This is a genomic window from Kitasatospora sp. NPDC038210 (genome assembly GCF_055600605.1).
In genome coordinates, this window is record NZ_JBVJYK010000048.1 from 1 (window position 1) to 11,727 (window position 11,727).

Consider the following 11,727-nt stretch of genomic DNA (forward strand, 5'->3'; position numbering starts at 1 on the left):
GCAGTACCGCTCCGACATCCTCGACGGCTTCCTCACCGGGACCGGACTCTCCCTCGACCTCCCACCGCCATCACCTTGAAACGCCGAGGTCAGTAACCAGTCTTTGGCTGAGTTCCCGCCTTTCCGGCGGCACCGCCGGGCTGTTGAGACTTCCTCGATCTTGTGGCCCCGGGGCCGGCAGACCGACCTGGGATGGCCTGACCGGCGCCCGAGCACAGAGAGGGTGGTGGGACGGTGGCGGATAATCCGATGGGCGTGTCGGGCCAGCCCGGTAATCTCCCGTCATGACGACTGCCCGCCGCCCGCGTTTCTCTGAACGCCTGGGCCTTGCCGACTTCGATGACGACGCGCTCTATGAGGGAGTGCCCCGCCACCTGGTCCGCCCGCTGCAGCGCTGGGTCGGTACGCACTTCACCCCGTCCCACGACGAGGATGCCGAGCTTCTGTGCCTGCGGCTGCGCATCGCCGACCCAGGTGACAACCCCACGCGGGTACTGACCAGCATGGACGGCATGGACCTTCTCGACGTTGTCGACGCCATCCTGGCCCATGAGAGCGAGCACATCGGCGGGGACTCTCAAGGCGAACTGGCCCGAATCCTCGACGAGGCGGGTTCGGCGTACCGGGTGTCCAGCGACGCACGGTTCCTGGAGCTGCGCGTGGACGAGACGGTCCGGGCCGCGGTCGACCTCGCGAACGACAACGCGGCAGCGGCGGCGGCCGGCTCAGCGGCGGAGCACCTGCGCGCGGCGTGGCAGGCCGTCTACGGGCGGGGACCCGACCCCTCCTACGCCTACAGCCAGGCGATCAAGGCGGTGGAGGCGGCAGCCCACGCCGTGCTGGAGCCGAACAACACGAAGGCCACCCTCGGCACGATGACCGCCGTGCTGCGCAACGCCCCGCAGAAGTTTGCGCTGGCCATCGAGCAGAACGGCGGCGGCGACCCGGCACCGGTCCTCGGGATGCTCCAGTTGCTGTGGCAGGGGCAGACCAGCCGCCATGGTGGCCAGGCCCCGACCCGCCCGGAGACGCAGGAGGCCGCCGAGATGGCCGTCCACCTGGCGGCGACGCTCGTGCAGTGGTTCACCGCTGGGGCGGTCACCCGGCGCCCATGACGCTCGTTCAGGTGGCCATCCGGCCCGGCCGGTGACTGGCGGCGCCACCAGAGGGTTCACCAGTGCGACCGCTCAACGGTACCCAGCAGCGGGAGCTCGTCGGCGGACGGGCTGCCGGTGACCAGGTCCGCGGAGAGGTCGTAGCGCAGTTCCTCGTCCAGCTGCCCCTCGCCGCCGGGGACGATCCCCCGCCCGTTGGTCTGCTCGATCGCGTCGGCGGCCCGCTCCAGGATCGTCCGGTGCCCCTCATCCGTCTGCTGCACGGCCAGCTCCCGCACCCACCCGGCGGCCCGGCGGCCCGTCTCGGCCGCCAGAGCGATCACCTCGTTCACCGCCTGCCGCTGCGCCCGGCTCGTGTCCTGCTGTTCCTGGTCCTCGGAGGAATCGGTGCCGGCGTCGCGTACGGGCAGGGGAGTCACGTTCGTCACGACCGGTGAACCCCGCCGCCGTTCGGGTTACGGCACCGGAGCACATCGTCCGTTCCGACGTCCTCGCCGGGTCCGAAGCCCGAGGTGACAGACTGTCAGCCATGAGTGATCAACCCGGCCGTCCGGCCCGCCGCCTGCTGACCCAGCCCTTCTCCCGCTCCGACGCCGCGGTGGACCAGCCGCTGGGCGAGCGCCTGCTCCCGGCGGAGCGCTCACCGTTCTTCGCCCCGGCCGACGAGGTTCCGGCCGACCGCTTCCCGGCGGTCCCGGTGCAGTCGCCGAGCCTGGCGGGCAGGGGCCGTCGGCCGCTGGGGGAAGGCGGGCTCAGCTACGCCGACGGCGCTTCACCCCGGTGACATCCGGGCTCGGCGGCGCAGCCTGACCGCGCCGACACGGATCAGGAGCGGCAGGCCGGCGCGGATGCCGGCCCCGGCTGCGCACACTCGCACAGGCAGGCGGTGCGCGGCGCTGTCCCCGGGTGTGACGGAGCACTGTAGTTTGCGAGTGATCGTTTAGAACTTGCTTGTCAGTGTCATGGTGGTGCAGGGCAGGTGAGCCGAGCCACGATAGTTGGAACCTGGCCACGCGGGTTGGAACTGGAGGGCTCACGACGGCCCCGGCGGGCTTGGGTGTCGGTGGTGTCGGGTTGGATGAGCATGTGACTGTCTACGACGTATCCCGCCAGCTCCCCAGCATCGCCGACTTGCGGGACAGGTGCCGTTCACTGGCGATGCTCGATGCGATCCTGAGCCCGGACTGGGAGGGCCGGTACTACTCCTTCAACGCCAGTTGGGCCGACGGTGAGGAGATGGCGTCGATGCGCAACGGGTCGGGAGACGAGTACTCGATCGTGTTCTCGGCGGCCGGGGCCTATGTGCGGGGCTTCGATCACGAATCGCCGATGAGCCCCTTCGGCAACGATGGCGAGGTCTGGCCGGGAGTGATCGACGAGGTCCCCGAGCTCTTCAGGCCCTTCGTCGAGGAGCCGGCGTTCACCGATCACGAGGGTGTGCCCGTCGTGACGGCGTGCCTGTGGCGGGGTCCGACGGATGAGCGGTGGCATCACGGGACGATCGACTTCCCCGAGGGTGCTGTCGATCCTGACGGGGCGACGAGCCTGTTCAGCCTCTTGGTCGACCGTTCTCCGGAAGCGTTCCAGCGTTTCGCCGAGGACTACTACGAGGTCTCCATCGACCTGGGGGCGGTGAGCCAGGTTCATGCCTTGCGGCCGCTGAGCCAGGAACTCGTATCGTTGCTGAACCCTGAGGTCAGCTTGGCGGACCTGGCGCAGGACATCTCCGAGATCGGCTACCCGCAGCTGGACCAGGGGTCGGCCTGAACGCTGTCGATCTTTCGGATGAGACGCTCGACTGGTTCCGACATGAATGGCAATCCGCCGCAGGTCGCGGGAAGCGTGACCAGCTGGTTCCAACAAGCGTGTCCCGCAAGGTCAGAACCCCCAGGTCAGCACACCATCCTGGTTCCAACTATCGTGTCTCGGCTCAGCAGGCTGCGAGGGTGGAGCGCGATACCTTGCGAGGCGGTGCCGTCCCGTTGTTCGCCCGCTGTTGGTCCGAGTGGCCGACTGTGTCGTACGGCTTGACCGCCTATGCGAGGTCGTGGGCCTCTGCGGGGATGGTCCAGCGCAGCAGGGTGGTGGCACCGGTCCGTTCCAGGGTGACGGCGTAGACCTGGTCCCAGGCACGTTCGCCGTGGTGGCGCATAGAGTGGTCGCCGGGGTCCCAGCCCAGGCCCAGGATCTGGGACCCGTCGAGCTCGATCTGCCCGGCGAGCAGGGGGTTGGCCTCGCCGGCCCGTTCGAGCAGGTGGAAGTGGGTGTGCGCGTCCGCGGAGACCATCAGGCCGGTGCCGGGCCCTTTCGACAGCCAGTCCTGAAGCTGGTCGGCGAGCTCGTGGGCCTCGTGGAGGGGAAGATCAAGCCGCCCGTACGGGCCGCGGCGCCCGTCGACCTGGCACATCGACTCGCCGCCGAAACGGGCGTGGGCGTCGTCCTCGTACTTTCCCCAGTAGGTGACATCGGCGAGCCCGTCGATCGATTCGCCGGACAGGCCGACGAACGAGTCGAGGGCGCGGGCGTCCCCGAGGACCATGCCGCATCGGTCGACCGGCAGGTCGCCGAGACGGACTGATTCTCCGCCGGGATCGCCCGGCCAGGACAGGCCGAGGTCGACCTCCAGAACGGTGATGACCGGCCCGTCGTACGAGTCCCACGTCTGCGCACGGACCTTCAACGGACGGTTGGACGCGGCCGGGACCGCGACCGCCTCGCAGAACCAGTCCTGGCTCGGGCCGTCCGCCGGCTCGTGGAGGTGGCCGCCACCCTGCTCCGCCACAGCCGTCGCCCGCGCCGACAGCGGGTCGCCGTACACAGGCCACTGGTCGATCCAGCCGGCCATCCCCAGGACCAGCACGCCGGACGGTGTAGTGACGACTCCCAGGTCGACAGAGGGCTCACTCATCCGCTGATTCAACCAGGTGGCTGATCGACTGGTATCCGCGCCCTGGCGGTGCGAGGCACCGTGGGGGCCGAAGTCGCAAACCAGACTGCTCCACTTGCAAACTGCGGCGCTCCGTCACACCGGGGCGGCTACTCTTCCTGATCATGGATCATGATTTCGACGCGCGAGGAAACAAGGCGTCCGGCGATGCGCCCGGAATCGACGCGCGAGGAAATGAAGCAGAGGCGGACGCGCCGCGGTGCCGCGAGTGCGCCACCGCGCTGCGCGCCTCCGGGTCGGGCCGCCGCCCGCTCTACTGCGGCCGCTCCTGCTCCTCCAAGGCCTACCGGCGCCGACGCGCCGAAGGCCAGCAGGACGCCCTCGCCGACGCCCTCATTGCCTCGCGTGTCGAAACCCCGAACGGCCTGGACGGCGGCGCCCGCGAGTTCATGGAACTCGCCCAGGCCGTCCAGCGAAGCGCCGCCCGATACCTGGAACGCCTGGAGCAAGCCCGCCGCGGCGAAGGCGACGACCCGCGCTGCAACCAGGCCCTGCAATCCCTGGAGGCCGCCGCCACCGGAGCCACCCAGCGCCTGCTGCGCCAGGCCCACGTGCTGCGCTATGAGATGACCGCCGGCCGCCTGAAGGCCGTCGCCGATGCCAATGCGCCCTCAGTCTCCTTCGTCGAATCGTCGCGCGTCGAATCAAGCGCCGCCGTCGGCCCAGTCGCGCCGACCGGAGAAGCGGCCGCCGCAGCCGCACGCGACGCCGCCCAGAGCGCCCCTGCCGCCGCCGGCGCAACTGTCCCTCACGCCCGCCACCATGATTCCCCGCGCGTCGAAACAGGCATGACGCCAGGCGGCCACACGGCCACCGCCCTGGCCGCCAAAACCACGCGCGTCGAAACAAGCCGGGCCGCAGGAAGCCAAACAGCTGCCACCGGGGCCGCCAATACGACGCGCGCGGAATCCACAAGCGCGGCCCCGGCCGCCGTGGTGCCTCAGTCGAGTGCTGTCCCGGTGGAGGACCTGCGCCTGGCGCTCGCCGCCGAGCGGTTCTCCGTCAACCCGCTGCTGCGCCGTCTGGGGGCGCCGACCGGTACCCGTAGCGTTCACGGCGGCGCGGTGCTGGTCGAGAGCTGGGACGTGGACCCGAGGGTCCACGCGGGTGCGCCGGCCCGACCGTCGCCTGGTGGGCTGGATCGAACTCGCCGACGACGCCACGGGCTGGCTGGTGTTCATCGACGGGCGGGCTGTGGTGGATGCCGCCGACTTCCTGCCCCGGCTCGCCCAGGACACCGAGCATGCTGTCACTCTGCTCCTGGCAGCGGTCGACCAGCGGCTCACGTGACCCGGTCACCCGGCCGGTCTGGTGACCGCGGTGCCGGACCCTGACCTGCTGCGCTCCAGGCGATCGGGGTCTTCCCGCGCGACAGCCGGGGGAAGAGGCCCCGCCCCACCGGCCGGGGCCCGGCCGGCCTCGCCGTGGGTCTTCGTGGCGTTTCTGTACAGGTCGTAGGGCCGCCGGAGCCTGTCCGGCACCACGGCTGACGTGAGCCCGCAGCCAGGTGCCGTCGCCGCGATGGCGTAGTGCGACCCCCGGGACGGGAAAACCGGTGCGCCGGGCCGCGCAGGCGGAGGAGGATGGACGGTCCCGGGCGTGCCTCTGGCACGAGGACGCCGTCGACGAAGCCCAGACTGGAGATGGTGTGAGCAGCCTCCTGGAGCCCCTGGACGAACCGCAGTCCATCCTGGTGAACACGGTCTGGGCCAAGTTCCTCGAAGGCAAGCGGTTCCCCGTCTACGCGTACGTCGAGTATGTGATGCGCCGCGCCGGCCACAACGCCGAGGCCGTACTGCGCAGCTTCCCGACCGTCGGGGGCCACCTGCGCGCTTTCGGGGACGGGTATGGTGCGGTCGGCTGGCAGCACCAGGGCACGCACATCCCGCCAGACGCGGACGTGTGGCTGACCATCGCCGGTCTCCACCACGTCGCAGGCGTCGCGGACGGGATGACCCACGTGCTGCTCTCCTACATGCGTGTCCTGACGAAGGTCCAGGAAGAGATCCTGCGGCACCCCTTCGAGGTGCCCAACCTCCAGCTGGACCTCACGGAAGTGCTGGAGCACACCCGCGACCACGACAGCGTCTCCACCTACATCCCCTGGGCGGCGGCCGTGGCCGAACACGAGTGGCCCGGCCTGCGCTTCTCCCGCACCCCCGGTACGACGACGGGCACTGGCACGCTGGGCTTCCTGCCCGCCGCCGACTTCGACACCACCGACGACTACCTCGCGGCCGTCTCGGCCGCCCTCGCCGAGCCCGAGCCCCCGGCCACGCTGCCGTACGCGGACCCCCGGGCCCTGCTGCGCGCGGCCAACTTCCTCGACGTCACCCACGAGCTGGTTGTCGGCGCCCCGCTGGTGGACCGCCCGCCGATGGACCGCTCCAGCCTCCTCGCCCTGCCCGTGGCGACCGAAGCCGAGTTCCACTCCGGCGTGACGGTGCTCGCCGAACTCCTCGGCAAGCTCAAGGTCCCGGGCAAGAACCCGCCGCACCCCCTCGGCAGGATCGAACAGCACCTGGCCGCCAGGGTGCCGGCCATCGACCAGGACGTCGTCCGTGAAGCCGTGCGCACCCTGGACCAGATACGTCACCTGCGGAACTCCACCATCCACACCAAGCCGGCCCCTACCCTCCTCCAAGCGCACGAACGTCTCGGTCTGGCTTTCCCCATCACCGACTTCGCCATCGCGTGGGACAGCGTGCGCGCCCACGCCGAGCAGGCCTTCGGCGCTCTGCAGGAAGCGATCCAGGCCGCCCGGTAGTACACGGACGACGACGAGCGGGCCGTCGCGCCCTGGTGAAGCGGCAGGGCCGCCTCAGGCCCATGGCAGCCGGATACGACAGCCAGGACATCACCCCGCGCCTACAAAGTCCGCCTGGACGGCGCCGTGACCGTGGACGTGCCGGCCGAGCAGCTGCGCCTGGCGACGTTGGAGTCCGACCCGGAGGTCTACATCACCATCGCGTTCCCGAGCGTGTGGATGGGGTGCGTGGTGTGGGGCGACCGGCTGGTGCGCTGGCACGCCGAGCACCGCCGCCGCGAGTGGGCACCGCTGGACCTCGGGCACAATCCCGCGGACACCGTGGGCAAGGCCGCGCTCCTTGTGCCGGCCGCGCTGCTGGATACCGCCAAGACCGGTCACCTGGACGAGCCGGCCGACGGGACCGCCCTGCTCGACCTCTCCCTGCCCGCCGTCGGTGCGCTGCTCACCGGCACGGACGACGAGACGATCGTCAGCCTGCTGGAGCGGACCCGCCCGGGCCTCGCCGCCACCGACCGGGTGCTGGACGATCTGCGGGCGCTGTGGAGCGTGCAGGCGGGCGTCGGGGAGATCTACCAGCGCCGTGGGTCCAGCGGCTCGCGCACATCATCGTTGTCGGCCACCAGATCGCAGGCCAGAGTCCTGGCGCCGCCCACGCTGACTACCTGGCAGGCCGGACGGTGGTGCGTCTGCGGGACTGTCTCGCGTACCTCGCCCCGTGGGAGCAGGAACGGCGAGCCCGGGCGTGGGCCGGGGACTTGGCCGCGCAGGTCGGGGGTGACGCGTCGTAGGCCGTGTCCGGCTGTCGGTGCTCGGGCCGGTGCGGCCTTCGTGGTTGGGGGCGCTGTCCCGGTGGCCGAGCGTGACCTGGTGGCGCGGGGCGCCTGCCGCCGATGAGCCGACCGGCCCGCTGGCTGGTCTGTGCACCGCGGGCTCGGCCGGCAGTCCGGGGGGAGAGGTCTGCCGGCCGAGCCCGTGCACCGTCCGCCCGCGCTCCTTGTTGCCCCGATCCGTGGGAGCAAACATCTCCCGGCAGGCCTTCGGTGCCGGGGCGCGGGTGCGGGTGCGCGGTTCGGCCCTGCCGGGTGGGGTCAGGAGGCGGTGCGGCGGGGGCGTGCGGTGTGTTCGAGGGCGTGCTGGAGGTCGCGGGTCATGGTGGAGCGGTGGGGGATGTCGAGGTCGGTGGCGCGCTGGTAGAGCTCGGTCTTGGTGAGCTTGGACAGCTGCCGCTTGCCGGTGGCGCTGGTGCGTTTGCCTGCGGCCTCGGTGCGCTTCGGCGTGGACTTGACCGTGGCCGCCTTGCCGGTGCCGGTGGTCTTGGCGGCCGTCTTGGTGCTGCCGTTGCCGGTGGTCTTGGTTGAGGTGCTTTTCTTCCCGCCGGTCTGCTTGGGGGAGTGGCCTCCGCGGGCGGCGGGGGCCCGGCGGGCGGGCTCGGCCGGGGCGGCTTCGTCGGTGTCCTGGTCTTGGTCCTTGCCGTGGCGGGCGCCTTCGAGGCTGCGGCGCAGGGCGTCCATGAGGTCGATGACGTTGGTGGCTTCGGGGGCGGGGCCGGTGGAGACGGCGATCTGGCGACCGGCGAGTTTGTCCTCGACGAGCTTCTTCACCTGTTCTTCGTAGCTGTCGTGCCAGGCGTCGGGCTGCCAGTCGATGGCGAGCATGCCGATCAGCCGTTCGGCGGTGCGGACTTCCTGGGCGGAGAGGCTGGTCTTCTCGGGGAGGTTGTCGACCTCGCGGTGCGGGACGCGGACCTCGTCGGCGAAGTGCATGGTGTGCAGTTCCAGCAGCCCGTTGTCGGAGCGCACCGCGGTGAGGTACTCCTTGCCACGCATCGCGAACATCGCCAGCCCGGCCTTGCCCGCGTGCTCCAGGGCCTCGACCAGCAGCACGTACACCTTCTGGTACTCCTTGCCGCGCGGGCCGAGGCACTTTCGCGCCGTCGCAGTCCTGGGTGCTCGCCGCGATCACTTGGACGGCCAGGAGCAGTTTGAGGGTGTCGGTGACGGTGAACGTCTTGCGGCCGAGCTGCGCCGGATTCACGCGGAGCGGCCGGGCACAGAGAGTCCTGAGGCAGTGTCCGTGGCCTGCAGCGTCACTCTCCAAGGAGAGGTAGCGGATCGGCTCCTCGACCTTAGCCGTCTGGACCAGGAACGGTGGCGCCTGGACGAAGAGGCCGCGGCCGGAACCGCACGGCAGAATGCCTGACCCGTATCGCCGCATGTTCGACCGACCTGGATGCCGTCGAAGCTCAGCTCCCTGGGAAGGGCCACCTTGGCCGAGGAGGGACGAAGTCGCCGCGTTCTCCGGCAATACCCGAGCCGCCAGACCCGCGGCCCGGCGGCCTGGTGACCACCGGGCCACCGAGGCTGGGCGTCGAGCCTGCCCGGTGAAGGCTGCCGTTGTGGAGTCTGTTCCCGTTTCGGTCGGGCGATCCGCCGCTGCCCGCGCAGCTGATGCTGTTCCGCCGTCCGCTCGTTCTGTCGGCTGGGTCGCTCGGGTCGCTTTGCGGGGTGTGACCTGGTTTCGATAGGTGGCAAGAAGGCTGGGTGCAAGCACCACCGGAACTTCCCGGAGCTCTTGACGGTGCTGAGGCCCGAGGGCACCCGGCTGAGAGTCGACTCGTAGGCCTCCTGCCTCTGCCGGGTCCCCGGGCGGCACTCTGCGACCTGGATCGCCCAACTGCCTGCTGTCGAACATCTCGTGACGCTCAGCCACCTGAGTATGCAGTCGGACCAGAACGCCCGTGCGGCGGTAGCGTGGCGATATGGTTCCGGTCATGGGAAGTGGGATACGTGAGGACCGGCCGCTGCGTGGTGTGCTCGGTCGGCTGGGGGCCGACGATCCGCAGTCGGCGCGGCGGCGCCGGGTGCTGGCCGGTGCACTGGTCGTGGTGGCGCTGCTCGGGTCGAACAGGTTGGGGCAAACGTGGCTCGGGACCGGGCCCGAGATGTGGCTCGGCACGGAGGAAATGCTCCAGTGCGCGGCACTGATCGTCACCGCGATTCTCCTGATGGGACGGTTGCGGTCGGTCGCGTGGGCCGCGGCTGCGAGCGTGACCCTGATGCTGCTCGGTGTCGTCGTCGATGTGATGACGATGGAGGGCGACGGCTCTTCGTATGCGGCGCTTGCCGTGTCGCTGCTGATCAAGCTGCCCACGGTGGTGGTGCTGGTGGTCCTGGTCAGGCGCGGCCGGGAGTGGTGACGGACCGGTCGCCGGTCCAGGGCATCTCAGGCAACCTTGTCGCGGCGTGTTCAGAAAGTCGCTGCCGCACCGCGGCTGCCTGCCGGCCGCGCTTCCTGGCCCTGCCGGGCCGGAGCCCGCTGATGCAGGGGCGCAGAATCCGAGCCGGTGGCGCACGCACTGAGCAAAGCCGGACGTTCTACCGCACCGCCGCCCGTGAACCCGGTCTGGCCCGCCTACGGTACGCAAGTGCGCCCGCCCGGGCCGGCACCAGGCGCGAGATCATGTGCTTTGCTCCCCGACGCCGGTCCGCCCTGGACTTTTACCTCGACTACCTGCAGCAAGGCTGGGACGGGGCGCGAAGACAGGGCGAAGATCCCTCTACCAGGAACTACTGGTATGGCTTACCTTTGCCACTACAGGTGCGGCAGAGGTGGCTCTTCCATCCCCCGCGGGAGGTCATGCCTGGGCGAGCCCTTGCGAACGAGGGCCTTTCCCACGCGAGGCCGCACGCTCGATCACCGGCACCCCCACCACCGGACCGACCTCGCCGACAGGCCCCTGAGCGCCTGCGCCAGCTGCTCGACAGTGTCCCAACTCCAGCGCGCCCACGACCGGTTCTGAGTGCATTGCGCGTTGAGGCCGTATCCATCTGCTGCTTGGCGCTCCGTGGCCTTCAGGCGTTTCGCCGGTCAATTCCGGGAGACGGGCAGGTCGAGTGCGCGGCGTCGGATCTCGGCGGCTTTCTCGTTGTCGCTGCCCGTGACTGTTGCGATTCCGTCGGGCGCGGGCTGACCGTCGGTTGTCACCGCAACGAATCGGGTTCGGGGGTTGGCTTTGGCTGCAGTTTCCAGAGCCTGAGTGAAGGTCGGTCCGATGGAGACGACGAGGTCGCAGTGCTGTGCGGAGAGGCCTGCGAGGTAGGGAAGGGCCTGGTCGGTGGTGGCGGCCGGGACGAAGAGTTGTTGCACATTCAGCTGGGCCCGGCCGGAAGCGTCTTGAAGGCCTGACCAGATTGCGCTGGTGTCTGTGCGCTGTGCCGCTTCTGCGGCGTCGCCGGTGAGGCAGGCCGTGCGGCGTCCGGAGATGTTGGAGGGGCTTACGGCGGCTGAAGGTCCGGCCTCGCCGTCCCTGCCGTTCGCGAGCAGTAGCCCGGCACCGATGCCCGTCACGGCCAAGGCCGCGGTCAGCCCGAGCACCCATCGGAGGCGGCGCGTGAGGTGGAACGTCATGTCGGGCTTCCTCTGGCGGGTTGTGTGGTGGGCGAGGTCAAGTCTCGTCCAGTGGTTTCCATCGGCCGGTAAAGAGTATGAAAAATTTCTTAAGATCATTTCATCATATTTTTCCCCTATCCCGTATAAAGCGGCCACGATTCCGCCAACTACCGTCTGTACGCGTCGCACTGACGACCGATAGGAAGGGCACGGACCGATCGCCGTAGGGGGAGAGTCGGTCGTTTCGCCTGCCCTCCGAAGGACTTGTCGTGCGTCGTCCGCTTGCACTCATCACCTCCTTGACACTTCTGCTTGCCCTCGGCACGCAAGAAGCGAGCGCTTTCACGGCGACCCAAGCCCCGGTGCCCACGGTTACACCGAGCGCGCCACAGCAGATCAGCGGAGACCCGAACGGGCGAACTCACACCGTCTCGTCCTCACAGACTCGGAAGGACGGAAGCGGCCCGGGGAACTCCGCGCATGAGCCGGGCCAGGGCGAACTGCCC

The 11,727-nt window shown here is 69.9% G+C and carries 11 protein-coding genes and 1 pseudogene; 7 read left to right on the plus strand and 5 right to left on the minus strand.

What is annotated here, in order from left to right; genetic code table 11:
* Positions 1-284 precede the first annotated feature (284 nt).
* Positions 285-1,115 carry a hypothetical protein gene (locus ACZ7KX_RS41105; protein WP_470331062.1) on the plus strand — a complete coding sequence of 277 codons (831 nt, stop codon included), beginning with the start codon at positions 285-287 and terminating at the stop codon, positions 1,113-1,115.
* Positions 1,116-1,171: 56 nt separating this feature from the next.
* On the opposite strand, the gene ACZ7KX_RS41110 is transcribed toward ACZ7KX_RS41105, so the two are convergent.
* Positions 1,172-1,543: a hypothetical protein gene (locus ACZ7KX_RS41110; protein ID WP_470331063.1), complete on the minus strand. Its 372-nt coding sequence runs from the start codon at positions 1,541-1,543 to the stop codon at positions 1,172-1,174.
* 101 nt (positions 1,544-1,644) lie between these two features.
* Between ACZ7KX_RS41110 and ACZ7KX_RS41115 the strand changes: the two genes are divergently transcribed.
* Entirely contained in the window at positions 1,645-1,899 is a 255-nt protein-coding gene (locus tag ACZ7KX_RS41115; RefSeq protein WP_470331064.1) for a hypothetical protein, read from the plus strand.
* Between the two features lie 302 nt (positions 1,900-2,201).
* Positions 2,202-2,882: a hypothetical protein gene (locus ACZ7KX_RS41120; RefSeq protein WP_470331065.1), complete on the plus strand. Its 681-nt coding sequence runs from the start codon at positions 2,202-2,204 to the stop codon at positions 2,880-2,882.
* Between the two features lie 268 nt (positions 2,883-3,150).
* On the opposite strand, the gene ACZ7KX_RS41125 is transcribed toward ACZ7KX_RS41120, so the two are convergent.
* Complete coding sequence (locus ACZ7KX_RS41125) at positions 3,151-4,023, minus strand: hypothetical protein (RefSeq protein ID WP_470331066.1); 873 nt, start codon at positions 4,021-4,023, stop codon at positions 3,151-3,153.
* A 128-nt stretch (positions 4,024-4,151) separates the two neighbouring features.
* Complete coding sequence (locus tag ACZ7KX_RS41130; RefSeq protein WP_470331067.1) at positions 4,152-4,613, minus strand: hypothetical protein; 462 nt, start codon at positions 4,611-4,613, stop codon at positions 4,152-4,154.
* A 580-nt stretch (positions 4,614-5,193) separates the two neighbouring features.
* On the opposite strand from ACZ7KX_RS41130, the gene ACZ7KX_RS41135 reads away from it, so the two are divergent.
* The 3 genes from ACZ7KX_RS41135 to ACZ7KX_RS41145 all read left to right on the plus strand — a co-directional run bounded on the left by ACZ7KX_RS41135 (position 5,194) and on the right by ACZ7KX_RS41145 (position 7,726).
* Positions 5,194-5,352, plus strand: a complete 159-nt coding sequence (locus ACZ7KX_RS41135) for a hypothetical protein (RefSeq protein ID WP_470331068.1) — start codon at positions 5,194-5,196, stop codon at positions 5,350-5,352.
* Between the two features lie 358 nt (positions 5,353-5,710).
* The gene (locus ACZ7KX_RS41140) at positions 5,711-6,829 is read left to right on the plus strand and encodes a hypothetical protein (RefSeq protein ID WP_470331069.1); all 1,119 of its coding nucleotides are present in this window, start codon (positions 5,711-5,713) and stop codon (positions 6,827-6,829) included.
* A 126-nt stretch (positions 6,830-6,955) separates the two neighbouring features.
* Positions 6,956-7,726, plus strand: coding sequence for a hypothetical protein (locus tag ACZ7KX_RS41145; protein WP_470331070.1), 771 nt, complete (start codon positions 6,956-6,958; stop codon positions 7,724-7,726).
* Between the two features lie 194 nt (positions 7,727-7,920).
* Here ACZ7KX_RS41145 and ACZ7KX_RS41150 read toward each other — a convergent pair.
* Positions 7,921-8,733 (minus strand): annotated as a pseudogene (locus ACZ7KX_RS41150) (Ku protein); the annotation flags it as partial.
* An 857-nt stretch (positions 8,734-9,590) separates the two neighbouring features.
* Between ACZ7KX_RS41150 and ACZ7KX_RS41155 the strand changes: the two are divergent.
* Entirely contained in the window at positions 9,591-10,028 is a 438-nt protein-coding gene (locus tag ACZ7KX_RS41155; protein ID WP_470331071.1) for a hypothetical protein, read from the plus strand.
* Positions 10,029-10,699: 671 nt separating this feature from the next.
* Here the strand turns inward: ACZ7KX_RS41155 and ACZ7KX_RS41160 are convergent.
* A complete protein-coding gene (locus tag ACZ7KX_RS41160) occupies positions 10,700-11,239 on the minus strand; it encodes a hypothetical protein (protein WP_470331072.1) in 540 nt (179 codons plus the stop codon).
* Positions 11,240-11,727: the final 488 nt, after the last annotated feature.

Bases quoted from the DNA above. Each gene is read 5' to 3' on its own strand.
- ACZ7KX_RS41105 (WP_470331062.1), top strand. From the start codon at position 285: ATGACGACTGCCCGCCGCCCGCGTTTCTCTGAACGCCTGGGCCTTGCC.
- ACZ7KX_RS41115 (WP_470331064.1), top strand. From the start codon at position 1,645: ATGAGTGATCAACCCGGCCGTCCGGCCCGCCGCCTGCTGACCCAGCCC.
- ACZ7KX_RS41125 (WP_470331066.1), bottom strand. From the start codon at position 4,023: ATGAGTGAGCCCTCTGTCGACCTGGGAGTCGTCACTACACCGTCCGGC.
- ACZ7KX_RS41155 (WP_470331071.1), top strand. From the start codon at position 9,591: ATGGTTCCGGTCATGGGAAGTGGGATACGTGAGGACCGGCCGCTGCGT.
- ACZ7KX_RS41160 (WP_470331072.1), bottom strand. From the start codon at position 11,239: ATGACGTTCCACCTCACGCGCCGCCTCCGATGGGTGCTCGGGCTGACC.